This window comes from Mesorhizobium sp. WSM4819 (genome assembly GCF_055811215.1).
Window position 1 is genome coordinate 1 of record NZ_JBVVQO010000062.1, and the last position, 24,481, is coordinate 24,481.

Genomic DNA, 24,481 nt, shown 5'->3' on the forward strand with positions numbered 1-24,481 from the left:
CGGGGGCTGCGCGGCGGACACGCCAACGTCACCGCTGAATGCCACGCCATTTTTGCAGAACTTGACGCACACAACTCGACGCTCGGTGCCACTTAGGGCCACGCTTGTTCCACTTCAGAAGCTGCTCGGATGCACCTCGGACATTGTTGCAGGCATAGCTGACACCGACCAGCTCGGTCTTCACGAACACCGGAGGGGAGAACCAGAGGGTTGCCATGGTGGGTAATTTAGAGCGGGAAGAGGAACGATGTAGGGCCGCCCGGGTTTAGAATTGCGGCGGTCAGTTCTCCGTGGAAGCACAGCCGCTGTAGGCCCGTCGCTAGTCCCTCAACGGCGGCGGGCTTTCCCTTAGCAGGACCCGTAAGGGCAGCTATGGAGTTTCGTCCCGACCGGCCTTTCCGATCGCCCCAAGCAATGATGCCAGAGTTGGCGTCAGTTCCTGTTCGACCTCCAGCCCAAGCAGCTTGTGTACGTGATGACGATTGTCCTCAACGCTGATGAACTGCCGAATGGCCTCGGCAAGTGGGGGGGGGGGGTAGCCCAGCCTTTTCACGCTTTGCCATGTCTGCATGTCCCTACCCCGCCCTGCCGCAACTTGCAGGTCACGGAATGGTTGCATTAGGGGTCAGGAATGTTTTCGGAGAAATTTCTGAGCGCGAAACGAGCGCAGTGGTCAAAGAAAGGTCGCCTGCGGCGGGCCAAGCTCATCTGCTGGCGCGATCTTCCAGTTGATCCAGACCCTCTGTGACCTCCGGGAACCGGCAAGATCGCCCCTTGCGGACGGTTCAAGCCCCGTTAGTCTGTTTCTATGAAGGCGCGGATCACAAAAGACGATCTCGAAAAGGCGAGAAACGACCTTCTTGCCACCGCGCTTGGTTGCTTCAAGGCAGACCGTGATGTTCTAGGTATTTTCCTGGGCGGGTCGATGGCAGCCGGGAGTACCGATGCCTACTCCGATATCGACCTGCGCATCGTCGTAAAGTCTGAAAGGCACGCGCACTTTGTGGAGCAGCGCCGGCAAATTCCAAAGCAATGGCCGGGCTTCCTCTTCAACGAATGGCTTCCGAACGCGCAGCACTGCGTGTCGCATTTTCAGCCGTTCGGGAAGATTGACATATTCTACTACGATGCGGCCGTGCTGACGCCCTCGCCGTGGTATCGCCTGCCGATCAAGATTTTGCACGATCCTCAGGGCATCGTTGCTGACCTTGTGAAGCAATCGCAAGGATTGCCGTTCACGGTTGAAGAGGACGACGTAGACTTTTCAATCAGCAAAGGGCTGGCGGCAGCACATGAAACGTATCGGCGGGCAATGCGCGGTGAGCTATTCTACGCGCAGACGCTCCTTGACGAGATGCGCCACCACATGATGCAGGCCGACGACTGGCTGCATGATCGAACCCCTGAAACGGCTGTCATCGCAAAGTTCGACAGGCGGGCGAGTGGCGATGTTCTCAATGCCCTCAGTTCTTCTTATTGTCCATGCGAAGGCGATGCCATATTGGCGGCCCTGCGCTCGCTCGTGCAGATGTATCGGAACCAGGTGCTGGCATTGCATGAGAAGTTCCAGCTTTCCCGGCCTGTCGAAAACGACATCACGGCCTTGGAGGCAATCGAGTAGAGGATCATTCGCGAACGTCGAAGGCTACCGCGCGCCCATATGCCGGAGCCGCTTGCACGATAAACTCGATCAGATCACAGTCGGTCACTTCCCAATGGGGACCGTCTTCGCGCACCGCTGCTATCGTGGACTTAACGGAGACGATTCCGCCGTATGGGGCTGCCTCGATGATGACCTCCCGAACAAGGTCCTCGACTGTGCGCCCGCCGTTCGTCTTAACGTCCACCCGAGGGTCTCCCCGGTCACTGACCCAAGTTACTATGTGGTGCACTTTGCGGGAAGAAATCAATGTACGGAATCGTACGAAGAAACGGGTCGGAATGTTTGGTAGAAATTTCTGAGCGACCAATCAGATATACGGCAGCGCGCAGATCCCCCCATGCCCCCTCGGTTCTCGTCACAGCCACCTCAGGCAATCCTAGACAGCCTCGCCTTGCCGTGCGGTTGACGCGCCAGAGCCGTTCGTTGGTGTGGCTGGGCAAATGGCTACTCGACGGTAGGAACAGGGCGCTGCTGAACTTTTCCGGGACTCCCGGAAATCTTAGCGGGGGATACCCTGCCTACTAGCCTACGAAACCGAATGCGACGGTTGACGAGAGCGGCCGATGCGCCGGGGACCGGGGCTGGGGCGGCAATGATCGGACCTTGACTTTGTACCTAATTCTCAAGTACAAGGTACAGATAACGAGCCCAATGGCTTGTACAACAAGGGATAGGACCCCAGAGAATGCTCACGGCAGTTAGCTACCTAAGGACCTCTTCAAAGTCGAATGTCGACGGCGACAGCGCACCGAGACAGCGGCAGGCGATTGAGGAGTACGCCAATCGGCACGGCATCACGGTGGTCCGGGAGTTTCATGATGCGGCAGTGAGCGGGGCTGACCCGATCGACACGCGCCCAGGCTTCCAAGACCTCCTTGAGTACATGGCCGGCAATGGCGCGAGGGTGATCCTGATCGAGAACGCCAGCCGGTTCGCGCGTGACCTCGCGGTGCAGATAGCCGGGCACGAGCTGCTAAAGGGGCTTGGCTATGAGTTGGTACCTGTCGACGCGCCCGACAGCTTCACAAACGACACACCCACGGCAGCCATGGTGCGGCAGATACTCGGGGCGGTGGCTGAGTTTGAGAAGGCGCAGCTTGTGGCGAAGCTCAGGGGCGCTCGTGACCGGGCTTCTAAGGAAGCTGGAAGGCGCGTGGAAGGCAACCACGGCTATCGCGTGTCTAGCCCTGAGTTGATCAAGGAAGCGAAGCGGTTGCGCCGCAAGAGCCCCAAGACGGGCAAGCCAAGGAGCCTGCGGGAAATCGCTGCGGAGCTTGCGCAGATGGGCCACACGACCGCGAACGGGCAGCCGTTCTCAGCGTCTCAGGTGCAGCGGCTGATAGATGCCCCAACCGAAATGGCCGCCAAATCCCATAGGGACTAGACTAGCACTATGAAACGAAATGGCCGCCAAATCCAATAGGGACACCACTAGCACCTATGAAACCAAATTGGCCTAAATCCCTAGGGTGACCACTAGCGCTACGAAGCCGAAATCGGCCTAAATCCCATAGGGACCACACTAGCGTTATCCAACCGCATTTCTCCCAAGCCGCGCCGCAGAGTTCACCCCTGTTGCGACTATCCGTTGCCCTGTTTTGCCTCCTTTCCGGGGCGTGGACGTGGCGCTTGACGGCGCGGCTTTGGTGAGATGCGAGCTGGAGAATGTTCGCTTGCTCGTCTGCTCGTCTGTGTATTTCGAGGCGACAGGTGAACTGCTGGCATCATCATCATCATCATCATCATCATCATCATCATCAGAAAAGGAGCTGCCTAGCATGGACTTCGCAAACGAAAGTCTCGAACAACTCGGCAAAGAAGCTCATGAGCGTATCGTTCGGGCTGACAAGTGCATGGAGAAGGCGGATAACTTGTACAGGTCTGCCGGCCTTTACCTGATCGAAGCCAAGAAGCGAGTTGATAGCAGTGCGCCCGTTGGAGGCAAGACGGCGGCTTGGTCTAAGTTCCTAGCGGATCACTGCCAGATCGGACGAACCCGCGCATGGGAGTTCATGGCAATTGCTGACGGCAAGACTACCGCGCAGGAGCTTAATGCACGGAAGAATGAGAACCGCGGCCCGGTGATCGTTTGGAACTTCGAGGTTGTCATGGACACCAGCAACGACACCGGCGAAGCCTGTTCGCGTATACGCGACAAAGTGCGACGGGAGCCAGTAGACCCGGAACGCTCCAAAGCCGAAGCCAAGGCCCGCGCCGTTATCAAGCATCTCACCACCACTCAGCTTGAAGAATGGGTCAGGCTGGCCAGCGGCCTTGCGAGCGGTGTCTCCCCCTTTTCAAAGCGACAGGACATAATGATGAATAGCGAACACGCATGCCAATAATCACCCAGGGCAACGTCCTGACGATCCCACTGGTCGACATCCAGATGGATGAAACGACCCAGATCAGGGCGAAGACCTACCCGGAGACGGTCAAGGAATACCGAGCGAACATGGTCGCCTATGATCCGACAGATGGGCCTGTCGTGCGCGGGTTCCCTCCGATCAAGGTCTATAAGCAGAAGGGATCAGCGGGGATCGCTGCGGTCTACATAGTCGTGGACGGTTGGCACCGGGTGACGGCAGCAAGGTCGCTTGGCAAGACCCTGATCGAGGCTGAACAGGTCTTCATGGAGAAGCCGGGTGATGTCGACGAGATGTGCTGGCTTGCCCTAAAGGCGAACCTGACGCCGGGCCTGAGGCTGACCAATGCGGAGAAGGCGGCATCGCTCCGATATTACGTCAAGGCCCTCCAGCATCGACACCCAGGGCCACGCGGCGGGCGGGCTAATGGCCCGTTCAAGACCCTCAGGGAAATCGGCCGTGACCTTGGCGGCATGCACCACGAGACCGTCAGCCGCCACCTTGCGAAATACGCGCCGAACACCCTGAAGGCCATCTTAAAGGCTGACCAGACGGCAGCGGAAGATGAACCCGCCGGGCCGGTCAAAGGCGAGTTCAACGTGGACACGATGAGGGGTCGGAAGGCGGCTGAGGCGGTTGCTGAGGTCAGCCGTTTGATCAGATTGATCGACCACACACGGACCCTCAAGACGCTTCGGCAGGAGGTCGACAGGTTGGCCAAGATGCTGCACCGGAAAGGAGCCTGACGGCGGTGTGTGGTCATTTCGCCAATGTGCCATATTAGAGCGACGCAAACCATATCCGGCAAGGCTTTGAGGGGTATTGTTTCGTGACATCCCCCTGATGAATTACCAGAAATGACCAGCACCCAGAGAAAGGAAACCGCATGAAATGACCGACGACCATCGACCGTTCGACAGGGCTTTGTTCCTGCACGAGCGACAGGCACCGCCTGATGACCATGACCACGACGATGTCGACAGCGCCCTTGTCATCGCCACAGCCACCGCCAAGAGGCAGAACAAGACAGCGCTGCGGGCAACTCAGGGCGACCGCGTCGACTGGAAACAGGACCTTGTCAACGCTCCCGGCTATCGCAACATCCCCAATGCCAAACTCTCCTTCCGAACCAAACAGGCCCGCACCAATTCCATCAAGGCTGCGGCAGATCGGCGCGAGAAGCGGCGTGAGCAGGGTGTTGCCATCCACTACAACCAGTTCGCGTGGAAGCGGCTCGGTCAGGCAAAACGCGACCAGTTCGGCCTAGTCCGCAAGTCGCTGGCTTGGATCGGCCCGAGGTGGGACGCTAACCGGGACTTTGGCCGGTACGATGACGGGCGTGATGGTGGCCAGCACCTCGACCACCTCTTTCGCTTCGGGACCGCCAAAGCTCACCCGAGGACCCCCTTGATGCAGCACATGCGGGAGGGAATGTGAGGCAGTTTCTCCCCACCCTCGCCGAGTGGCCGACCCGAGAACAAGCCCTCGCCATTGTCGACGCCCTAGGCAAGCTGGAAGAAGGCGAGCCGTCCGAACTGGATCGTCTTTCCGGCATCTCTGACGCCCTAATTGTCGCGGGGCGATGCTACGCCGTCTACGGCTACGCTGAGCTTGAAGCCGGCAACTTGATGAGGCGAATGGCCGAGCTGTACATGCGCCCCCGCAAGGACACCCCAGCCCCCGCCACAGCGCCCCCAGAGGCCGACCGCAGTCTGACCCCACCGGACCACAGTTACGGCCTACAGCCGCGCCGCTGAGGTTCTAAACACCCACCATCGCCAAACCTACCCGCACCTCGCCGCAATGACGCAGCGAGGGCGCTCACTACGACCATTTGAAAGGACATCACATGAACGACTACCAGGACGATCCCAGCAAATACATCCCTGATCAGACCGTACTCGGGCAAGCCATGACCCGCGCAAGGGAGGCAGAGCAGGCAGCCAACCAAGCCAAGGCAGACGCCCTCGCTGAGGCAGCCAAACAGGAAGCCATCAAGGCCGAGATCGAGCGGGCGACAGAATTGTCCGTCCAGAACAACCAGCAGCTGTGGGCTCAGAGGAACGGCTTCAGCAACAACCGCTTCGTCTCATCGCAGAGCGTTGGCATGATCGCGCCGCCCGAGGTGGCCGCCTCGACGCCGGTTCGGTTCAACGGCATTGAGATCAGCGGCCAGCAGGCTCGCGACATGGTGACATACGGCCAATGGGATGCCGCCTCATACCAGAAGGCTTTGGCCGAGGCTCTGGCGCAACATGGCTACAAGGCTCCGGGGTCTTTTCAGAAGGCTCGTTAAGCCAAGACAATCCGGCCCCTCATAACGCCGAGGGGTCGGACGCTGGCGAGCAGAACGACGAAAGCGACGAAGACCTGACCGAGGAGGAACGGAAAGAGAAGGTCGAGGCTCAGTTGATCGAGGGTGCCGACAGAGCCATTGACCGATGGAACCAGAACCAGACCCAAGAGGTTCGGGAAGCCTCGATTGCCTCATACCTCGAGACAGGTGAGATTGACCACGCAGCAGCCGGTATCGATGAGGTGGAAGCCGCGATTGTGCAGGCAGCAGCAGCGGTCCAGGTCGAGCGTCAAGTGTTGAAGCCTGTCGGATTGTCGATGGACCAATGGATGGAGCACATCGACGACGCCGAGCTGCCAGCCTTCCGCCGCGCTGTGGTCGAAGGCAACTGGCAAGCTCTTATCGACCATGCCCGGGCCGCTGCAAAGATGCGTCTCGACCTAGGCATATAACACCACCCCGCTTTCCCGGAGAGGGTCAGGTCGCCACCCAGGTGAACCCATTGCCCCAAGCTCAAAGCCCTCTCCGGGTCTTTCATCAAACACGGTCAGAACGGTGTGCGGTAGGACCGCCAGAGCGCGTTCGCAGCCTCGCCGGTACAATCTACCATCCAGAGACAAACGCCCCTCAGCGGGCAAAACTGCACATAGCAAAGGAGCAGATGCTACGTATTGAAATGACAGGATCATTCACTGCCGCCACCATCTTTCGGGGCGAGGAAATCGAGACGACCACGACGCGCAAGGACCCGGTTCCGGTCCTGTGTCGGGAACTGGTCAAGCGAGGGGTCGACCCTCACGACCACGTTCATGTGACCCGTGGGGGAATGCCGGTGTGGAAGCGAGACCGCACCATCGGTGCATGGGCAGGGATCGATGTGACGGAAAGCGACGTGACCGGGTTGCGGGTTGTGAAGTACCGAGCGTTCCCGGCCCAGCTATGAGGCATTCTACCCGCAGCCGGGATCATCCCTTTTGAAGGATGAATATTAGTCGTTTGTCATGTGACGGCAGCAACCTGTAGGCCGTCAATCGCCAATCCCGGCACGAGAGAATAAGCCCAATGCGGACGAAGATTGATTTCCCCAACCTCGAAGCTGATTTGGCGGCATGGCTCAAGCGACACCTTGATGATGTCCGCGAAACCTTCGGCGAGGGTCAGGCCTATGCGGCGGCGGTGGAACTGGAGGACGATCCATGGACGGTCCTGCAGTGGTACGTCGAGGACAGGATGGGCGCTCACACTGCTGTTACGACGCTTGACTAAGAGATACACCGCTGCTACCCCTTGAGATACACCAAGGCGGTTGACGCTTTGGGGAAGTGGTCACACCAACTACTTGGAAACAAAGGAATTTCTGGCACTTTTGCTCCCGGTACGATTTGTCGAACTTGTCCGGCCCGGGGAGCCATCGCCCTTTCTACGCTAGAATGCGGTACCGCGCGCCAGCTTGCGATTGTCCGCGAGCTGCGATGTCGGCGGACTACGTGCTGGCATGTTCAGTGCCTTCGTCGGCGACCTGCGACCGCCATTTCTTGACAAGATCCTGCCGACGGCCTGCATAGCGCTCGGGTCGGATATTGGCATGTCAATGCGATCAATACGAACGTCCGGAAATCCTGCCGCAGTTCGCACCAACCGGCGACGTAACACTGGTTCTCGACAAGCCCCAGCGAGATCGGCCAAATGATGCGTTCCGTTGCTGCACCGTTGAAGTCTCGGTCAGAGACCAGAAGCAGGAAGCCTTCAATTTTCAAGGCGAAGCCACCATTGCACGCAAGGCCGAATGGCCGGGATGGCGCCCCACCGACAACATGATCGCCCGGGAACCTGAGCGCTACGGGCCTTTGAGTGACGGGCTGCCGGGAGGTAGTGGAAACCCGCCTGGCCCTCGGGCGCTCTATCTCTACCGAGACGGCCAAGACACCTATTACCGGCTTCACGGCACGGTCGAGCCGTGGACGATCGGAACGATGGTGTCGTCCGGCTGCGTCCGCCTGCTCAATCAGGACATTATCGATCTCCATCGGCGCGTTCCGGTCGGAACGAAGGTGGTTGTGCTCCCGGCGAGTCCATCGCTGGCATAGCGGAAGCAATTGGCTCCGTAAGGGTGAACTCATCTGGCCCTCGGAGAGCGTCAAGCTGATGCGACCCGGCCTCCGAAAGTGCTCCGGGGGCGGTTTCGTCTCCTCGATATTGTTCGATGCTGGCAAGGATTGACGTCGGGCCTGTTCGATCCCAGCGTGGCCTGCTCTCCGGGCTCTGATCCAGCCGGGCTAGAAAGACCCATCTGTCGAATTGGACAAGTCCTCGAATGCTTGAATTTCCTCAAGCCTTGCCTCAAGCGCCGCCCTTGTCGCCATAACGGCGTCGCTACCGGCCAGGAACTGCTTAGGCGGATTTGCCATGCCGGCAATTTTCACAAGGGCGTCGCCAAGCTTGGCGGGGTCACCCTGCTGCTTGCCGTTGTAGCCGGACCACATGGCTTTGGCGCTGCCTTCTGCAGCATAGTCGTCGATGGTGCTGCTGCCGTACCTGGCGTTCTGATCATCGAGGAGGTCGGTGCGGAAAAAGCCCGGCGCGACGGCTGTGACCCTGATGCCGAATTGAGCGACTTCCTGAGCCACCGACTGCGAAAGGCCTTCGACGGCGAACTTGGCGGCGCTATAGGCCCCGCAATGCTTGAAGCCGATGATTCCGGCCAGCGAACTGACGTTGATTACGTGTCCTGAGCGCTGCTTGCGCATGACCGGAATGACCGCGCGCATGACGTGAACCACGCCGTGCAGATTGGTCGAAATCAGCGCATCGATTTCAGCGTTGGTCAACTCTTCGAAATTGCCGAGCAGGCTGTAACCGGCATTGTTGACCAGAACGTCGATGCGGCCAAACGCCGCCATCGCCTTGTCGACGGCCGCCTTGGCCTGGATTGCATCGACCACGTCCAACTGGACGACCGCAAGTCTGTCGCTGGCGACGCCACGCAGGGCGTTACTCATCTTGTCGAGATTGCGGCCGGTGGAGACCACCCGATCGCCTGCTCCCAGTGCCGCCCTGGCGGTTTCGGCGCCGATGCCGCTGCCAGCCCCTGTGATGAACCAGACTTTGCTCATATCCAACTCCTGTTTTCGATGATCAGGAAGTTAGGTGATGGCGCGCCGGCCGATTAGACGGCATAATCGGCATGAAGTTAGAAATCAGATTGATCAATGGTCGGCCGCCCTTAGCCCCTGTATCGGAGGGCGTCGACCAGAAGCGTGAAGGCGGCAGTATGCTGCCGCCGGCTTGGATAATAGAGGTGGTAGCCCGAATATGGCGGGCACCAGTCTTCCAGTACCCGGACCAGGCGGCCGTCCGCAACATGCTGGGATATCTGGTTTTCGAACGTGTACACTAAACACAAGCCATCGACCGCGGCATGCAAGAGCATCTCGTTGTCGTTGAAAATAACCGGTCCATCGACCCGGACCTCAAGTTCGACACCGTCCTGTTCGAACTCCCAGGCATAAAGGCCGCCCCCGGTGTTCTGGCGATAGCTTGCGCATCGGTGTTCGCTCAAGTCGCGGGGTGTCTGCGGGGCGGGACGATTGGCAAAGTAGGCCGGGGATCCCACGACTGCCATCCTGACGTCTGGGCTGATGCGGACCGCAACCATGTCCTTTTGCACCTGTTCACCCATGCGGATACCGGCGTCGAAGCGCTCTGCGACAATGTCGGTGAGACCTTCATCGACATGGACCTCAACCGTAATGTCGGGATAATTCTGCAGCAGTTTCGACAATACGGGCCACAGGACAGTTTGGGCGGCATGCCGGAACGTGGTGATGCGGATCGTGCCTGCAGGCTTGTCGCGAAGCGCGGTGAGCGCAGCAATTTCACTGTCGATATGGTCGAATGCCGGCCGCAGGCTGACAAGCAGCCTTTCGCCTGCCTCGGTCAGCGACAGGCTGCGCGTCGTTCGCGAGATCAACCGCACACTGATCCGTTGTTCGAGCATGCGCACCGCATAGCTGAGCGCGGATTGGGAGAGGCCGAGCTTCGCGGCCGCGCGTGTAAAACTCCCCTCCTCGGCAACCGCGATAAACACAGCCCATTCGCTGAAGTCGCCTTTTCTCACCTATAAACCTCATTTCTGTATCCATGAGGATCATGGCGGATAATCAGCATGCCTGTCTCGTCATATTTATGCTCCGCGCAACCCCGACGGCACGAGTCGGCATTCCGGACTGCCTGGTACTGCGCGGATTCCGAACGCCCCGATGGCAGCCGAGCGCCGACAAGGCGTTATCTGCCTTGCTCGCTGCCGGAACAACAAGCAGCGAGCAGAAGCGGTCTGGCGTAAAAACGGCTACGTCAGATTGAACGGCAATTGACGCAGCGGTTTTCCCGTGAGCCGTGCTATTGCGTTGGCAAATGCCGGCGCCAATGGCGGCAAGCCGGGCTCGCCCATGCCTGTGGGCGGTTCGGCGCTAGGCACGATGTGGATGTCGAATTCCGGCACGTCCGTGATGCGCGCCACCGTATAGTCACTGAAGTTGCTTTGCTCGACGACGCCGTCCTTGAGCGTTATTGCAGAGCCTGCCAAGCACATCGACAAGCCCATGATCGCCGCGCCCTGTACCTGCGCCTCCACGGTCAGAGGGTTGACGGCCAGATTGCAGTGAACCCCGGCCGTGACCCGATGCAGTTTAGGCTGTCCATCGGCAACAGAGGCTTCCACCACGTAAGCGACCACTGAGCTGAAGGACTCGTGCACCGCCACACCCCAGGCCCGCCCCTCGGACAATTGCATCTTGCCGTACCCGCTCTTGTCGACGGCCAGCTGCAATGCGTCACGATGGCGGATGTGCTGATCGCCGAAGAGCTGCATGCGGTAGGCTACAGGGTCTTGGTCGGTTGCACGCGCTATATCGTCGAGCAGGGTCTCCATCACATAAGCCGTATGGGTGGAGCCGACGCTGCGCCACCACAGAACCGGCACGTTGTCCTTGGGATGATGCACGGTCAGCCGCATTGGAAGCGGATAGGGAGCCCGCATGCCCTCCGTCGTGGCGGCGTCGATGCCGTTCTTCACCATGAACTGCTCGAACACGGTTCCGGTAAGTATCGACTGGCCGACGATGCTGTGATCCCAGGCCAGCACCTTGCCCTTTTTGTCAAAGCCGATGCGGGCGCGGTGCAGGTGCAATGGACGGTAGTAGCCGCCCCTCATATCGTCCTCGCGGCTCCAAAGCGTACGGATCGGTGCATTCAGCCCCGCCGACCTGGCGGCCTTGGCTATTTCGCAGGCCTCGACCACGGTGTCGCAGGTGCTGGAAAAGCGCCGACCGAAGCCGCCGCCCGACATCTGCACTTTAAGCACGACCTGTTCCGGCTTGAGGCCGAGCACGGCTGCGGCAGCGGCGGCATCGGGTCCGGCACTTTGGCTTCCCATCCAGATCTCGGCACGATCATCGGCAAGCCGTACCGTGCAGTTCAGCGGTTCCATCGCCGCGTGGGCGAGATACGGGAATACGAACTCAGCTTCGAGCTTCAGCGGCGCCGTTTCCAATGGCACCATGTCGCAATCGAACTGGCGCGGGCCAGGGCGAGTGGCCATCTCGCGATAGTGCGCGAGTTGCCGTTCGCTATCGACCTTTTCGACGGCAGATGTGTCCCACTCCACCTTGAGGGCATCGCGGCCCTGAGACGCCTGCCAATATCCGTCGGCCACGACGGCCACGCCCTCGGCACCGCGATCCAGCGGCACGCGCAGGACGCCCTTCACGCCCTTGACGGCGCGGGCTGCGCTGTCGTCCAGGGTGGCTATCTTGGCTCCGAAGACGGGAGGACGAGCCACCACGGCCGTCAACTGTCCCGGCAGCTTGAAGTCGATGCCAAAACTCTGTTGGCCGCTGCTCTTGGCTTGAGCGTCCAAACGCCGGGTGGGCTGGCCGATGATGCGGAAATACTTGGGATCCTTCAGCGCAATCTTCTGCGGCACCGGCAAGGCCATGGCCGCCTCGGCAAGCTCTCCATAACCGAGCTTGCGGCCATCGGAGGCCAGAACCGCGCCGGCCTCGGTTCGCAGAGTGGACGCCTCCACGTTCCAGCGGGTCGCAGCGGCCGCCAGCAGCATGGCGCGAACACGAGCACCCAGTTCGCGATACTGCGTAAAGCTGTTCTTGATTGTGTTCGAACCGCCGGTAAGGTGCATGCCGAAGAGCGGATCGACATAGGCGATGTCATTGGTGCCGAGTTGGCTGCGCACCAGGTTCCAGTCCGCATCGAGTTCTTCGGCAAGGATCATGGGCAATGCCGTTTGGACGCCTTGACCGAACTCCAGCCGGTTGATTGTGACCGTAACCTCTCCATTGGGCGCGATGTGGACAAATGCAGAGGGCCGCTCGGTCGGCTTCAGACTGGCTGCCGCCTCATCGGCCTCGGACGACTGCGCGACTGCCAAATCAGGGAAAATGCCGACAGCCAGGCCGAGGGTCCCCGCCAGCTTGAGAAAGCTGCGGCGTGGCATCGCCCGGACCGTCGTTGAACGGCCCCGTTCCATGATGTGTTGCAGCGCACGCGGCAGCTCTTTGTGATCCATGTTGGGGAACATATGCGTCTCCTTCAGACGAGGGTGCTGGCGGCGTCGGCTATAGCGGCGCGGATACGGGCATAGGTTCCACAGCGGCAGATGTTTCCGGCCATGGCGGAGTCGATCTCTTCGGCGGTCGGCTGCGCTCCGGGCGACAGCGACGCGAGCAAGGCCGTCGCGCTCATGATCTGGCCGCTCTGACAGTAGCCGCATTGTGCCACGTCGTGCCTGACCCATGCAGCGTGGACAGCCGCGCCGACACGGTCGGTGCCGTCGGTTGTCTTTTCAATCGTGGTGATCTTGCCGCTTTCAACGGCGGAAACCGGTGTGCTGCACGAGCGGATTGCCTCGCCATCCAGATGCACCGTACAGGCGCCACAGAGCGCTGCGCCGCAGCCGAATTTGGTGCCGCTCATTCCCAGCGTGTCACGCAGGACCCAAAGGATCGGGGTTTCGGGGTCAACGTCAATCTCGTGCTCTCGCCCGTTGATATTCAGTGAGATCATGGCCGGTAGGTTCTCCTGGGTTGCTCCACCCGAACAGGTTTCCCAAGCGGCCTGGGGCTTCCCGGCCGACTGAGACATTGGCAATCTGGTGGCTAGCGCTAAAGCTAGCTCGCCGGGCGATGCTGGATTAGACTGCGCAATTTGCATGACCTTAGAAGCGTGGTTTCTGAATGCGTCACACAGGCGAGGCACGTCCGCGTTTGCGCGGTCAGCGCCGGCGTTGCCGTTCACGGGGATCGAAAAGCAGTAGATGCGCCAGTTGCGGCGAACGGCCCTGAAAAGGACTGCTGCTTCCGCTTCGGAAGATCAACACCTAGGCCGCCAAACGTTCAGCGCTGTGCATAAACCCGGCTAGAGTGGATTGAATCGAACGCTTGGTACCCGCCCGAGACCGTCCTCACAGATCGGGGAAGAGCGGCGCGGCCCTGCTCGTTGCAGACGTTCGGAAGGTCGCCATAGGTGGGAGGCGGCCGTTGCCGCGAGGTAGTTGCTGCCTGCCCGAGCCGGGACCTGGACAGCCATCAAGGCTTCCAGATGTCATTCCACTACGCGAGCGGTTTCGACATCGATTTCGTCGTGAATTTTCTCATCATGACGGAAACTGATCCAGCTGATCGGAATGGAGGCGAGATAAAGGACAGTCAGAACAACCAGAAACTCGCTGGGGTAGAGCACGACGGCCGCAACTAGCCCTGCGACTGCTAAGAACAACGCGATCATCATCCACTTGGGGACTTGGCAAGCCCACTTCTTCCCGGAAAAAGTCGGGATCGTCGAAACCATCAAGAAAGCGATCAGAGCTGCGTGCAGCCCCGCAATCTGAACAGTTGCAGGTGTCGGCGGAGCCAGCGATATGGGCAACAAAACCGTTAGGGCAGCGGCCGGTGTCGGCATCCCAGTGAAATACGCTTTCTGCCATGCCGCTGCTGCCGAATTTGACTGCGCATTGAAGCGCGCCAGGCGCGCGGCCGAAGCAAGAGCGAATGCCATTAGGCACAGGCTGAACGGGCCGGTCATCAATGCCTCGCCCCAAAAGAAAAGCAGGACGATCGGCGCTACGCCGAAGCTAAGAAAATCCGCAAGACTGTCAAATTCGGCTCCGAACTGTGACGACGCATGCAACCGCCTCGCCAGACGGCCATCAAGACCGTCGAGCACTGCTGCCACGACGATCGCCAACAGTGCGAATTCGAACTCGTTTTCGATCGAGAAGCGAACGGAAGCCAAGCCCGAGCAAAGCGCCAGCGCTGTTATGGCATTGGGTATCTGCTGGACAAGTCGAGAATGTGTTTTGCGGCCATCCGATAGCGTGTTCTTGCTGTCGTTCAATGCCGCGTCAGCCGACTTGCGTTCTTTCGCCATTGTCGATCTTCCTTTTTCTCTGCCATCCCCTGCTATTCGCTCGAGATTGGTTCCGGACCTGCGACGCAGCCAATGCCGCCCTCGCAAATATTCGGAAGCGAGTTCGTCAGCGTAACCAGGAGGTCAAGCCGCTGGCGACCCTTTTGAATCGTTGGATCGACGGAGTGCCAAGCGGGACGATTGGAGAACAATCCGAGGATATCGTCTGTTACGAACTGAAGCTGCGATGTAAGGCCGTGAAGGAGGGAGCTTTCGTATCGAGCCGATATTTCGGATGGTCGGTACCCCATCAACTCCAACAGCGTTGGCGCTATCGCAAAATGAGTGGCCATGTTCGGATATTGCTTGGCGACTTTCTCAAAGCGGGCCCGAAGCTCCTCATCCCCGGTTGAAACCAACATTGGAACTATGGCTTCGTTCGGGTCTACATTCGTATATGAACTGCAGTGCGTGAGACGGCCGACGCTGAAATTTTGTCCATGGTCCGACGTGTAAATCATCGTTGCGTCCCTCCAGTCGGCCCCATCGATCAAACGAGACAAAGTGCGGTCTGTCGACCAGCGCACCGCGTTTGCATAGGATTGAAGCGTCCCTGAGGTGCCGGCGTCGGATGCAAACTCCGCAGGCGACCCGTCACTGTATGGAAAATGCGCGCCATTCTTGTTCGCGTATATAAAAACAGGATCGCCGACGCTCATTTCCTTGAGCACAATATTAACGAGTTCATCGTCGAGATCATGCGTTCGAATTGCATTGTCCAACTTGTAGAATCGGTCGATCGAAATCGCTTCGGCGGGCGTCATGTAGTTTTGCAGTTTGCCATAGACGGTGACGAAACCTGCCTGGGCGTCTATGAACACGGTGCGATAACCTGCCCTCTTTGCATACTGCCAAACTGTCGGGCTCGCCTTGACTGACTGGATTAGATCTCGAGGATAGGCCATGAAGCGAAGCAATGCGTTCGATTGAAGAGAGCAATTTGAGCCGGACACAGCGGGGCCAAAATCAATCAATCGGCTTCTGAGTTCGGCCAGTTGCGGAGTGACTGGGTTACGGGGCTCAAGACTTACGAAGTCGGACCGAATGCTTTCGTCGACCAGCAGCACGATAGCCCGCGCCTGTTTTCGTTCCGGTGTCATGGATACGATTTCCCGCTCCGGGAACGTTCCACTGTTCAACTTGTAAGCAGCGATCGCTGCCAGGGACAGCGGCGAGAACTGCTTCGGCAACGCTTCTGAACCTTTGCCCTCTCGATAAATAACCACGCCCGCAATGAGGACGATCGGCAACATGGGCACTAGTGGTGACCAGTATCTGGTCTTGCGTGTCGCCAGTGGCGGAAGGGAGGGGGGCATGGCCATTGCGACAACACCCAATATCGCGACAGCGACCGACCACCAAATCGCGTTGGAATAAAATTCGGACGCCCTGTGAGCCTCGTGACGGACCGTCCAGAAATTGAGAACGTCGAAGATGAAGAACTCGGACCCTTGGACAAGGTAATAGCCATAGGCTGCGGCGCTTGATATCGCGAGGGGGACGGCCCACAGGAGCCGAATGATCCAGTTGGGATGAAAGGCAGCGGCCAACACTGCCAACACAGAGATGACCCAGATGATGCTGAAGATCATCAAGGTCAGCTGGCGCTGATCGTCAATGAGCAAACGGATGCGGTCGATAAAGCCATGATTGGTGAGGAGGATCACTGCGAGCAGCAACGCGCATTTCAGGGCAAGAAGTGCCCCCCTTGTCGCATTGAGACCGCCTTGCCTCCCCATTCCCTCCCCCCTTCCCAGTCGCTCAGCATTGGCCACGCTTTGGGGTGTTCAGGCGGGGAGTCTATCGTCGGCTAAGTTTTCGGGAAGTTCACAATATGACAGATAGATGACGTTGTCGGACAGCAGAAAGGCGGTGCCTATAAGCCATGCACCAAGCAAAGGGAGTAGAAGCAGGCCTAGCATCAGCCCGATGGGGAACAGGATTCCTGCGCGACGTCCTCGGACGCCTCTCTGACGGACCACGTGCGGACGGAATCATGTAGGCGAAGACATTACGGTTCAAAGTCTGGAACGAAGCGGGCGTGCGCGGCGTCGAACACCGCTCACCTTCGAAAAGCACCTGGCCATGTTGGGGTGGACGTCAGAACAAAGCGGGTCCGTTGCCGCAGGTCGCAGAGACTGCACGTGTGCTCAGGGTTGGAGGCCGGCGCATGGCGGCGGGCGGGTTCGAAAACGATGCCCGCATTCCGGGATGCAAATTCGAGTCTACTGCGACAAGGACTTCAGGTATGCGACAATATTCTGTCGGTCCTCAGGCTTGGACACGGCCATCGTCATCGTCGCTTTCGGAACAACCTCGCCGGGCGCCGCTAGAAACCGGTCCAGCGTTGCCTCGTCCCATACCAATCCGGACGACTTCAGGGCTTTCGAATAACGGTACCCCTCCATAGATCCGGCCGGCCGTCCGACAATACCGCCGAGGCCGGGGCCGGCTTTTTTCCGGTCGGCGGTTGAATGACAGCCTGAGCAGCGTTGAAACGCCCTTTGCCCCAGCGCAGCATCTCCCTCCAAGACGGCATGCATACTTTCAAAAACCCTAAGCGAGCCGCATGCGTCGCATGGGTCCATTCCAACGCGACGCGCTTTAGGCAGCTACATCGGTTACGCCGTCACGCCACCGCGACCGGTTTTCTGTGCCGTCATCCAGGGCATAGCTGCAGAGGCGTCCTCGAGGATTTTGGCCGATCTCGCGAAGCTGGCGAAAGCCTCGCGTGCAACGGAAATGGGAACCTGGCCATCATAGGCGCGCTGGCAGGCGCGGAACGCCGTGTCAAAGATTGGCCCTCGGCGATTGTTGGGCCATTCCTGCAGGAACTCGAAAGCATCGGCCAAGCATTCGATTTCCTCCACCATGAACTCCCCTTTCCTGACGAAAACAGGCCGGTCGAAAGTCCTGTCGTTCATTAGAACCTCGCAAAGGCCGTCGGCAGCATTCGTCATGCCGGAAAGCCTGGACAACAGCAGAAAGCCCGCGCCCTCGGGGAGAAGACGCGGGCTGACCGGAGCTACCGATCTCGCAGCATTATATGAGGGGACAATACTACGCTGCTGGCACTAAACTTTCGTCGCAGGACAGTGTTCCAGCCTCACAGGCTGGCGCAGGCAAAAAAGTCCGCCGTACCCGCAGGTGCGACGGGGCGATCAACCGGTCACCAAGCACGGCTTGGGGGCTGAGAATGTGCCCGGTGCGCGCGGACCGAGAAAAATCATTCGCGTGCCGGCTGCCCGGCGTCTACCAACCGCCAGTTGGAAGAGTGGGCCGAACGGAGAGCCCGCGCCTCTGCTGGAACAAGGACACTGCCTATTCGGCGCGCTTGCTGGCTCAGTCCGGCGCGCGCCTGGACGCGGCTTCCGCGCCCGGTCAATTCGCCTGGAACAAAACATTCCAGAGGTGGTTTTCCCCATGAAGGGACAGACTTTTCGAAGGAGACGTCTCGTGAAAAAAGTTCTGATCACCAGTATGCTGGCCCTAGGCGTTGGCTGTGGCGCAGCATTCGCTCAGGAACAGCAGCCGGCCCAAAGCCAGTCCGGCACCGACTGCCCGGCCGGCTCGGCCGGTTGCCCGGAAGGTGCGATGGGCGAACAGGGTAAGGCCGGCGCCACCACCGAGGAGCAGGCTCAAGGCAAGGCGAAGATGCAGACCGACGAGCAAGCCCAGGGTAAAGCCGGCGTAACCACTGAGCAGCAGACCCAGGGCGAGGCTGGCGCCACAACCGAGCAACAGGCGCAGGACAAGGCCAAGACCCAGACCGAGCAGCAGACCCAGGGCGAGGCCGGCGCCACCACCGAGCAACAGGCGCAGGACAAGGCCAAGACCCAGACCGAGCAGCAGACCCAGGGCGAGGCCGGTACTGCCACCGAGCAGCAGACTCGGGGCACTACTCAGTCACAGGATGAGACGGAGACCGGCGCGATCAGCAATGTGACTGTTGAGCAGAAAACGCAAGTCACCCAGATCCTCAAGCAGGAAAAGGTCGAACCGGTTGCCGACGTCGACTTTGACATCTCAGTCGGTGTCGAGGTTCCGCGGCAGAGGGTTGAACTGCGTCCTCTGCCACGGCGAATCATCGAGATCGTCCCGGCTTACGAAGAGTACCAGTATTTCGTGTTGGCCGATGGCCGTATCGTCATCGTCGACCCGGATACATTCAAGATCGTCCTTATTCTGACCTGACGCCCTAGTTCGGGTTAATCGAGGGGTCCGCTGCCCCCACGGCGGACCCCTCGTCTGCATCGACAAGTCTCTGCCACCGAAGGCACGGCTATTACGCCTGTTCAAACTGACAGGCTTTCTGCGAGGTTCCTTCCAGCCGCTTCCCACCTGGATTACATCTCGTCCTCCCTGCTCAAAAGGCCTGAGCTAGGACTTCGGTCTGGCCGCTTGCCGACCATGGGCTGACCCAGGCAGTGCTTTGGTCCGGGACCGCTATGGCAAAAGCCTGAAATGGGGGAGTTTGTAGGAACCGAGTTCCTGCAGGCGTCGTTGCGATGCCGACACCGTGACAGGAGGCTGCAATGGACCCCAGCATTCACCAGGCACGTTGGCTGCTTTTTCCGGTATTTGGCCTGGTGTTCGGGGTCGCCGCCGTCGGGCTTTTCATCGGCTGATGAGGTCCACCGATGAAAGCAACGCACTCGCGCAGTCATGAGTCCCTTCCTGCGCCAGCGAGACCCACCGGTTCTCCCCCTTGAGACTGGTGGGTCTTGACACAGCCCGATGATGGCGAAAGCCTGATAAATCGGTGCAGTTCAGAAGATTGGCTTGGGCGAAGGATTGACTTGGGCGAATTCGAAATAGGCAGAGATGCAACATAGGGCGTGACGGTAAAAGGATATTCTGGCGTGCTATTGGCAAATTCATTGATCACAGACGCAATACGGCCGCAGCGCCCGAAGCATTGTGAGACAAGAGTTCTCGCCGGTGCGCGGCCTGCCCGGCCTCAATCGCAGCGCAGTCTCAAATCTCTTCGAGGGCTTCGCGTCGCCATCTGCCTGAGCGCATCAGCCTTGGTTCTCGTCGTCAGCCCCTACCGTGTGGCACAGGACGGCCTGTCCCTGACGCTAAGCCCACAGGCCGCCTGGGCACAAGGGAACTCTGGGAACGCTGGGAACTCAGACTCCGGCAACTCTGATTCCGGCAACTCCGGCTCCGGCAACTCTGGCTCCGGCAACTCCGGCTCCGGCAACTCTGGCTCCGGCAACTCTGGCTCCGGCAACTCAGGAGACACTGAAAGCCCCGGCAACTCTGGAAACGCTCCTGGAAATGCCACAGACCCTGGAAATGCCACAGACCCTGGAAATGCCGCAGCCCCACAGGCCACGGACCCGAACGGCAATGCGAACGAAACAAAAGCACTGAACGTCACTCCCCTGACAAATCCGGCTACCGCGCTAAATCCTGGCAACAAGCCCAAGACGTATATTAACGTGACCACTGGAGACCGGATCGAGGTGCGCGGGGCAAGCGTGGGTGTGGTGCATTCCAACGGGCTGAGCGAGCGCATCGACGGCGGCCATTACGAGATGCGCGATGCCATGGGCCGCACCATCATTCGGCGGCAGGCAAAGAAATCCGATCGGGCAAGACTGCTCCGGATGATCGAGTGATGGCGCGTTCCACAGGCCGCAAGGCTGTCTTGCTTCATGCAGGATCGCGGACAGGCGGATGCTGATGCTCGGTCGCGTCGCGCAATGTCATCGCGGCTTCGGTGCGGTTGCTCACATTGAGCTTGGCCAGAATCCGCGTCATGTGATGCTTTATGGTTTTCTCGTGCAGGTTCAGCTGAAGACCGATCCGCTTGTTGCTCAATCCCGCGGCAACGAGCGTCAGGATCTCTCTTTCGCGACTGGTGAGTTCGGCCAGAACGTCGGGTTTCTCGATCGCGGTTGGTTGGCTGGACAGGTCGACCAACACGCGCGCCGACAATTGCGGACAAACATACCGTTCGCCCATCGCCACCGTGCGCAGTATGGCGGCCAGGGTTCTCGATCCGACACCTTTTAGGACATAGCCTCTTGCCCCGCTCTGCAAGGCGGTCACGACGTGCTGGTTTTCCTCCGAAACGGTCAGCATCACGATTTTCAGATCCGGGTGCCGCTCCAGGGCCGGCTCGACTGCGCTGAGGCCCCCTCCAGGCACCGAGATGTCCATCAGCAGAATATCGAGCTGCTGGTCTTCCGATATCCGCAAGGCGTCATCTCTACTGCTGCCTTGGGCAACGATCTCGAACCCGCCGATCTGCTCGAGGGTGCGCACAACGCCTTCCCTGAACAGCGGATGGTCGTCGACAATGGCGAGCTTTATGGCCGCTGCCATCACGCCTGTCCTATTTCGACTGTGTTGAGAACCATTTTCACCACCGTGCCATTCTGTGAAGATGTTACATCAAATTGGCCGCCGAGGCTTTCTACCCGCTCACGCAGCCCGATGAGCCCCAGCCGTTCAGGATGGATGATCTTCGGGTCGAAACCTGGGCCGGTGTCGGAAACCTCGATAGAAACGCGCTCCCCGTCGAAATGTTTCGCGACCGATTGATCGGCACCCCCGGCATGGTGAAAGCCGTTGTTCAGCGCCTCCTGAATGAAGCGAAAGATGCAGATCTTGGCCGCTGGCGACAAGGGTGTGTGGCTCCCGGTCATGGACAGCATCACTTTGACGCCGGTCCGCTCTTCGTGCGCTCGCACGGCAAGCTCGAGGATTTCCGTCAACTCGGCATTCTCGACATGCGGCAGCATAAGACCCTTGCTGACATTCCTGATTTCTCGCATCGCATCGTCCAGATTCGCTTTGACCACCTGCAATTCCCGTGCGCGCGCCGCAGCCGGCGTGGCAGGATCGGCTAGCACGGGGCTGTCAATCCCTAGCGCAGCGAGGGCAACCAGTTGCGCCGGCCCGTCGTGCAGGTCCGCGCCGATCCGCCTGAGGTAACGCTCGTTAAGTGCCGTGGCGCGCTGCGAAGCACGTTGCACCCGCAGCCTCAACATTCTGTTTTGAGCAACCAGGACGGAAAGTTCGGCAATGCGCTGCTTCAAGGAGCGGCTCTGCGAACGAATCGTGCGGCTGCCACGAAAAACGATCACCGAAAGACCGAGGAAAAAAACCGCGGTGACGGCTGCGACATCGAACCAGGTCCGAACGAGTGCCTGCCGGAGATCCTTTTCAAAATCGGTGGCGATCTCGTCGAATTCCAAAACAGCCACGACTTCGCCCGACCATGGCTGAAGCATCGGATTATAGATTTCAAGAAGATGCAGGCCGCTGTCCCTCTCAGCCTGGTTATCGTAGTGCCTGTCCATTTCAGCAACCATGTCGCCGGCGAATGCGGCCCGGAGATTGTCGCTGAGTGGAAAGCGCTTCCCGACCAGATTTTTGTTGGTTGAATAGAGGATGGTGCCATCGCGGCGCCATAGCTTGAACGATTCGAGCCTTTTGCCGAGCGCGCCTTGGCCCAGCGTTTCATCCAGCGCGTGCGCAACGCTCTCGTCCAGCATCTCGCTCCTGCGCATGTCGGGAAGCAGCGGCGCGATGACGCTGTCGACGTAAAGAGCGGTAGAGGCGGCCGAGTTCCGGGTGACCGCGGCTTCAATCTGGCTTGTCACGGACATTCCAACCACGATCATCGCCGACAGCGAAAACAGCCCGCCGGCGAGCAGAAACTGAGTGGCCAGCGACAGTGCATTCCACCGATCGAGCAATCTTGTCGGTCTGTATGGCGCCATATCTCCACCGGCCCGGTCGGCGGCGCGTCGCGCCAGCGGCACGATTCGAGAGAACCAGCCAATCTGTCGTCGAACGACGCTAAGTGACGCCATCTTTGATCTGCACCGATCAATAACAAGGGAACTTAGGGCTTGCAGGCTGGACGAAAACCGCAACCTTGCGGTTTTTTGCGCAAGCGCCACTGCCATGGTTGAGCGAGGCAGCAAATATGACGCCTCAACCACGTGCTACCGGCACCTGTCGCCCCTGGCAGCGGAGGAAGGTGCTGCGTACTTTCACTTCCGGTCGCGCAATGCTCTCACCGCTTGCGTAAGGGTCATCCGATCGTTGCCGTTCTTTTTGATCAGCCTGCTGACCTGGCTGGGCGAAACGCCATTTTCTCGCGCGAAATGCTCCACCTCGTAATACTGGTCCACCGACAGGCGGTCGCGGTCGAGAAACAATCGATCTTTGTTGTTGTCGTCCATTTCCGTTTTCCCACTGAAGCTCGTTTGAACATTGGACGCAAACGAGGGACCACCCGCCAAATCGAGGAATGGCGGGTGGTCCCTTATCGGCGCAGGAAGGGACTTAGCTGCGCAGATATCTTCGTCCATCAGCCACATCGTCAAGTCGGTCCTTCGTCAGCTGACGACTATTCCAATTGCCAGGAAGGCAATGGAGACAGCGAAGACCGGTGCAAGTAGCCAGCGGGCTTGGTGAACACTATTCTCCATCGATTCCTCCCGTGACGCACGGCGAGCAACGAGTGCTGGCAGTCGTGGTTCCGGGCCACACGCCATCGTCGCCCTTTGCGCACGACAATTCAGACTTAGGTCCAACGGCACGGCGTCTCTGGTCGGACCGAAGCCCAGCCGCGGAACGTTTGCAGCTGTCTCGTTGTTGAAGGCGAGCTTGGCGCGACGAAGATGCGTCCCAGCGCAAGACAGCTCATTAGGAAGGAAAAACTTATGAGAATGCATCTTTCCACTGCAGCCGCAGGATTTCTGCTGCTGGCAAGTGTCGGCGCCGTGGCTGCCCAGGACGTGATCATCCAGCCCGAACAGGAGACCGTCATCAGGGAGTATGTGAAAAAGCAGCCGCTCGCCTCGGTGAACCTGCTTGGCGTGGAGCTCAATATCGGCTCGGCGCTGCCCGAGACGGTCGAGCTTCATGAGGTTCCCGACGTCCAATATCGCTACGTCGTCGTCGACAATCGGACCGTTGTTGTTGATCCAGGCACACGCAGGATCGTTAAAATCATCGATTGAGTGAAATGGCCTGGGGAGGAGAAGCTCGCCGCTTGGACGCGGCGGGCCTTCTTGCCGTTTCGCTGTCGCCTACGGTTCATAGCGCCTACGGTTTCATAGCGCCCGTGGTTCATAGCAATTGAAGCGTGCAGTCGGGGCGCCCCGAAACCCGCGGCATCGTCCTTTGGGCGCGACGCGTCAGACTTAGGTCCTACGCAAAGGCCTGCCGAATCGGACCGAAGCCCAGCTAAGGAACGTTTGCCGTTGCCTGATGCCGTCCAGCGCAAATGGGCTTACAAGTCACAGACATAAAGGAGGCAGTTATGAGAATGCATCTTTCCACCGCAGCCGCGGGCCTTTTTCTGCTGGCCAGCGTTGGCGCTGTTGCCGCTCAGGACGTGATCATCGCGCCTGAACAGGAGACCGTGATCAGGGAATATGTGGAAAAGCAGCCGCTCGCATCCGTGGAACTCCCTGGCGTGGAACTCAATATCGGTTCAACGATACCCGAGACGGTCGAGCTTCACGAAGTTCCCGACGTCGAGTATCGCTACGTCGTCGTTGACAATCGCACCGTTCTTGTTGATCCCGGCACACGCAAGATCGTCAAGATCATTCAGTGACCTGAACGCGGGGGGGGGGGGGGGGGGGGGGGGGGGGGGGGGGGGGGGGGGGGGGGGGGGGGGGGGGGGGGGGGGGGGGGGGG

Annotated in this window: 27 protein-coding genes and 1 pseudogene; 15 read left to right on the plus strand and 13 right to left on the minus strand. The window is 59.5% G+C overall.

The annotated features are described in order from the left end of the window. Positions 1–808 precede the first annotated feature (808 nt). Entirely contained in the window at positions 809–1,621 is an 813-nt protein-coding gene (locus tag AC0L18_RS31515) for a nucleotidyltransferase domain-containing protein (RefSeq protein WP_473495610.1), read from the plus strand. A 4-nt stretch (positions 1,622–1,625) separates the two neighbouring features. Here the strand turns inward: AC0L18_RS31515 and AC0L18_RS31520 are convergent, their stop codons facing one another. Continuing rightward, positions 1,626–1,847 carry a hypothetical protein gene (locus tag AC0L18_RS31520; RefSeq protein ID WP_473495611.1) on the minus strand — a complete coding sequence of 74 codons (222 nt, stop codon included), beginning with the start codon at positions 1,845–1,847 and terminating at the stop codon, positions 1,626–1,628. 501 nt (positions 1,848–2,348) lie between these two features. On the opposite strand from AC0L18_RS31520, the gene AC0L18_RS31525 reads away from it, so the two are divergent. From AC0L18_RS31525 to AC0L18_RS31565, 9 genes are all read left to right on the plus strand, one after another. After that, the gene (locus AC0L18_RS31525; protein ID WP_473495612.1) at positions 2,349–3,047 is read left to right on the plus strand and encodes a recombinase family protein; all 699 of its coding nucleotides are present in this window, start codon (positions 2,349–2,351) and stop codon (positions 3,045–3,047) included. Positions 3,048–3,285: 238 nt separating this feature from the next. Further along, entirely contained in the window at positions 3,286–4,008 is a 723-nt protein-coding gene (locus tag AC0L18_RS31530) for a hypothetical protein (protein WP_473495613.1), read from the plus strand. Beyond that, positions 3,999–4,775: a hypothetical protein gene (locus AC0L18_RS31535; protein ID WP_473495614.1), complete on the plus strand. Its 777-nt coding sequence runs from the start codon at positions 3,999–4,001 to the stop codon at positions 4,773–4,775. The genes AC0L18_RS31530 and AC0L18_RS31535 overlap by 10 nt, the downstream gene beginning before the upstream one ends. A gap of 145 nt (positions 4,776–4,920) precedes the next feature. Beyond that, entirely contained in the window at positions 4,921–5,466 is a 546-nt protein-coding gene (locus tag AC0L18_RS31540) for a hypothetical protein (RefSeq protein ID WP_473495615.1), read from the plus strand. Continuing rightward, positions 5,463–5,786, plus strand: a complete 324-nt coding sequence (locus AC0L18_RS31545) for a hypothetical protein (protein WP_473495616.1) — start codon at positions 5,463–5,465, stop codon at positions 5,784–5,786. The genes AC0L18_RS31540 and AC0L18_RS31545 overlap by 4 nt, the downstream gene beginning before the upstream one ends. Before the next feature lie 92 nt (positions 5,787–5,878). Continuing rightward, positions 5,879–6,325: a hypothetical protein gene (locus AC0L18_RS31550; RefSeq protein ID WP_473495617.1), complete on the plus strand. Its 447-nt coding sequence runs from the start codon at positions 5,879–5,881 to the stop codon at positions 6,323–6,325. A 113-nt stretch (positions 6,326–6,438) separates the two neighbouring features. Further along, a complete protein-coding gene (locus AC0L18_RS31555) occupies positions 6,439–6,777 on the plus strand; it encodes a hypothetical protein (RefSeq protein WP_473495618.1) in 339 nt (112 codons plus the stop codon). A 209-nt stretch (positions 6,778–6,986) separates the two neighbouring features. Beyond that, positions 6,987–7,268: a hypothetical protein gene (locus AC0L18_RS31560; RefSeq protein WP_473495620.1), complete on the plus strand. Its 282-nt coding sequence runs from the start codon at positions 6,987–6,989 to the stop codon at positions 7,266–7,268. A gap of 119 nt (positions 7,269–7,387) precedes the next feature. Continuing rightward, a complete protein-coding gene (locus AC0L18_RS31565; RefSeq protein ID WP_473495621.1) occupies positions 7,388–7,591 on the plus strand; it encodes a hypothetical protein in 204 nt (67 codons plus the stop codon). Positions 7,592–7,824: 233 nt separating this feature from the next. Here the strand turns inward: AC0L18_RS31565 and AC0L18_RS31570 are convergent, their stop codons facing one another. Then, positions 7,825–8,082 carry a WYL domain-containing protein gene (locus AC0L18_RS31570; protein WP_473495636.1) on the minus strand — a complete coding sequence of 86 codons (258 nt, stop codon included), beginning with the start codon at positions 8,080–8,082 and terminating at the stop codon, positions 7,825–7,827. Between AC0L18_RS31570 and AC0L18_RS31575 the strand changes: the two are divergent. Then, positions 8,059–8,412: pseudogene (locus AC0L18_RS31575) on the plus strand (L,D-transpeptidase); the annotation flags it as partial. The gene AC0L18_RS31570 and the pseudogene AC0L18_RS31575 sit on opposite strands and share 24 nt — an antisense overlap. Positions 8,413–8,601: 189 nt before the next feature. On the opposite strand, the gene AC0L18_RS31580 reads toward AC0L18_RS31575, so the two are convergent. The 8 genes from AC0L18_RS31580 to AC0L18_RS31615 form a co-directional block, all read right to left on the minus strand. Continuing rightward, positions 8,602–9,438 carry an SDR family NAD(P)-dependent oxidoreductase gene (locus AC0L18_RS31580; protein ID WP_473495622.1) on the minus strand — a complete coding sequence of 279 codons (837 nt, stop codon included), beginning with the start codon at positions 9,436–9,438 and terminating at the stop codon, positions 8,602–8,604. Positions 9,439–9,548: 110 nt separating this feature from the next. Next, the gene (locus tag AC0L18_RS31585) at positions 9,549–10,442 is read right to left on the minus strand and encodes a LysR family transcriptional regulator (RefSeq protein ID WP_473495623.1); all 894 of its coding nucleotides are present in this window, start codon (positions 10,440–10,442) and stop codon (positions 9,549–9,551) included. 231 nt (positions 10,443–10,673) lie between these two features. Continuing rightward, a complete protein-coding gene (locus AC0L18_RS31590; protein ID WP_473495624.1) occupies positions 10,674–12,920 on the minus strand; it encodes a xanthine dehydrogenase family protein molybdopterin-binding subunit in 2,247 nt (748 codons plus the stop codon). Positions 12,921–12,931: 11 nt separating this feature from the next. Then, positions 12,932–13,405 (minus strand): (2Fe-2S)-binding protein, encoded by a 474-nt coding sequence (locus AC0L18_RS31595; RefSeq protein ID WP_473495625.1) that lies wholly within the window; start codon positions 13,403–13,405, stop codon positions 12,932–12,934. Positions 13,406–13,942: 537 nt separating this feature from the next. Beyond that, positions 13,943–14,767, minus strand: coding sequence for a CDP-diacylglycerol--serine O-phosphatidyltransferase (gene pssA / locus AC0L18_RS31600; RefSeq protein ID WP_473495626.1), 825 nt, complete (start codon positions 14,765–14,767; stop codon positions 13,943–13,945). Between the two features lie 32 nt (positions 14,768–14,799). Continuing rightward, positions 14,800–16,485 carry a sulfatase-like hydrolase/transferase gene (locus AC0L18_RS31605; RefSeq protein WP_473495627.1) on the minus strand — a complete coding sequence of 562 codons (1,686 nt, stop codon included), beginning with the start codon at positions 16,483–16,485 and terminating at the stop codon, positions 14,800–14,802. Positions 16,486–17,031: 546 nt separating this feature from the next. Then, positions 17,032–17,394, minus strand: coding sequence for a c-type cytochrome (locus tag AC0L18_RS31610; protein WP_473495628.1), 363 nt, complete (start codon positions 17,392–17,394; stop codon positions 17,032–17,034). A 33-nt stretch (positions 17,395–17,427) separates the two neighbouring features. Further along, complete coding sequence (locus tag AC0L18_RS31615) at positions 17,428–17,730, minus strand: DUF982 domain-containing protein (RefSeq protein ID WP_473495629.1); 303 nt, start codon at positions 17,728–17,730, stop codon at positions 17,428–17,430. 532 nt (positions 17,731–18,262) lie between these two features. Here AC0L18_RS31615 and AC0L18_RS31620 point away from each other — a divergent pair. Further along, positions 18,263–19,000: a DUF1236 domain-containing protein gene (locus AC0L18_RS31620; protein ID WP_473495630.1), complete on the plus strand. Its 738-nt coding sequence runs from the start codon at positions 18,263–18,265 to the stop codon at positions 18,998–19,000. Between the two features lie 833 nt (positions 19,001–19,833). Continuing rightward, positions 19,834–20,433, plus strand: a complete 600-nt coding sequence (locus tag AC0L18_RS31625; RefSeq protein WP_473495631.1) for a hypothetical protein — start codon at positions 19,834–19,836, stop codon at positions 20,431–20,433. 34 nt (positions 20,434–20,467) lie between these two features. On the opposite strand, the gene AC0L18_RS31630 is transcribed toward AC0L18_RS31625, so the two are convergent. The 3 genes from AC0L18_RS31630 to AC0L18_RS31640 form a co-directional block, all read right to left on the minus strand. Then, on the minus strand, positions 20,468–21,142 hold the full coding sequence (locus AC0L18_RS31630; protein ID WP_473495632.1) for a LuxR C-terminal-related transcriptional regulator: 675 nt from the start codon (positions 21,140–21,142) through the stop codon (positions 20,468–20,470). Then, positions 21,142–22,545 carry a sensor histidine kinase gene (locus tag AC0L18_RS31635; protein WP_473495637.1) on the minus strand — a complete coding sequence of 468 codons (1,404 nt, stop codon included), beginning with the start codon at positions 22,543–22,545 and terminating at the stop codon, positions 21,142–21,144. The genes AC0L18_RS31630 and AC0L18_RS31635 overlap by 1 nt, the downstream gene beginning before the upstream one ends. A gap of 276 nt (positions 22,546–22,821) precedes the next feature. Next, positions 22,822–23,142, minus strand: a complete 321-nt coding sequence (locus AC0L18_RS31640; protein ID WP_473495633.1) for a DUF3606 domain-containing protein — start codon at positions 23,140–23,142, stop codon at positions 22,822–22,824. A 354-nt stretch (positions 23,143–23,496) separates the two neighbouring features. On the opposite strand from AC0L18_RS31640, the gene AC0L18_RS31645 reads away from it, so the two are divergent. Both AC0L18_RS31645 and AC0L18_RS31650 read left to right on the plus strand, forming a co-directional pair. Then, positions 23,497–23,796, plus strand: a complete 300-nt coding sequence (locus AC0L18_RS31645) for a DUF1236 domain-containing protein (RefSeq protein WP_473495634.1) — start codon at positions 23,497–23,499, stop codon at positions 23,794–23,796. A 302-nt stretch (positions 23,797–24,098) separates the two neighbouring features. Continuing rightward, a complete protein-coding gene (locus AC0L18_RS31650) occupies positions 24,099–24,398 on the plus strand; it encodes a DUF1236 domain-containing protein (protein ID WP_473495635.1) in 300 nt (99 codons plus the stop codon). Positions 24,399–24,481: the final 83 nt, after the last annotated feature.

Bases quoted from the DNA above. Each gene is read 5' to 3' on its own strand.
- AC0L18_RS31515 (WP_473495610.1), top strand. From the start codon at position 809: ATGAAGGCGCGGATCACAAAAGACGATCTCGAAAAGGCGAGAAACGAC.
- AC0L18_RS31525 (WP_473495612.1), top strand. From the start codon at position 2,349: ATGCTCACGGCAGTTAGCTACCTAAGGACCTCTTCAAAGTCGAATGTC.
- AC0L18_RS31535 (WP_473495614.1), top strand. From the start codon at position 3,999: ATGCCAATAATCACCCAGGGCAACGTCCTGACGATCCCACTGGTCGAC.
- AC0L18_RS31540 (WP_473495615.1), top strand. From the start codon at position 4,921: ATGACCGACGACCATCGACCGTTCGACAGGGCTTTGTTCCTGCACGAG.
- AC0L18_RS31550 (WP_473495617.1), top strand. From the start codon at position 5,879: ATGAACGACTACCAGGACGATCCCAGCAAATACATCCCTGATCAGACC.
- AC0L18_RS31560 (WP_473495620.1), top strand. From the start codon at position 6,987: ATGCTACGTATTGAAATGACAGGATCATTCACTGCCGCCACCATCTTT.
- AC0L18_RS31565 (WP_473495621.1), top strand. From the start codon at position 7,388: ATGCGGACGAAGATTGATTTCCCCAACCTCGAAGCTGATTTGGCGGCA.
- AC0L18_RS31580 (WP_473495622.1), bottom strand. From the start codon at position 9,438: ATGAGCAAAGTCTGGTTCATCACAGGGGCTGGCAGCGGCATCGGCGCC.
- AC0L18_RS31590 (WP_473495624.1), bottom strand. From the start codon at position 12,920: ATGTTCCCCAACATGGATCACAAAGAGCTGCCGCGTGCGCTGCAACAC.
- AC0L18_RS31595 (WP_473495625.1), bottom strand. From the start codon at position 13,405: ATGATCTCACTGAATATCAACGGGCGAGAGCACGAGATTGACGTTGAC.
- pssA (WP_473495626.1), bottom strand. From the start codon at position 14,767: ATGGCGAAAGAACGCAAGTCGGCTGACGCGGCATTGAACGACAGCAAG.
- AC0L18_RS31610 (WP_473495628.1), bottom strand. From the start codon at position 17,394: ATGGACCCATGCGACGCATGCGGCTCGCTTAGGGTTTTTGAAAGTATG.
- AC0L18_RS31615 (WP_473495629.1), bottom strand. From the start codon at position 17,730: ATGAACGACAGGACTTTCGACCGGCCTGTTTTCGTCAGGAAAGGGGAG.
- AC0L18_RS31630 (WP_473495632.1), bottom strand. From the start codon at position 21,142: ATGGCAGCGGCCATAAAGCTCGCCATTGTCGACGACCATCCGCTGTTC.
- AC0L18_RS31635 (WP_473495637.1), bottom strand. From the start codon at position 22,545: ATGGCGCCATACAGACCGACAAGATTGCTCGATCGGTGGAATGCACTG.
- AC0L18_RS31640 (WP_473495633.1), bottom strand. From the start codon at position 23,142: ATGGACGAAGATATCTGCGCAGCTAAGTCCCTTCCTGCGCCGATAAGG.
- AC0L18_RS31645 (WP_473495634.1), top strand. From the start codon at position 23,497: ATGAGAATGCATCTTTCCACTGCAGCCGCAGGATTTCTGCTGCTGGCA.
- AC0L18_RS31650 (WP_473495635.1), top strand. From the start codon at position 24,099: ATGAGAATGCATCTTTCCACCGCAGCCGCGGGCCTTTTTCTGCTGGCC.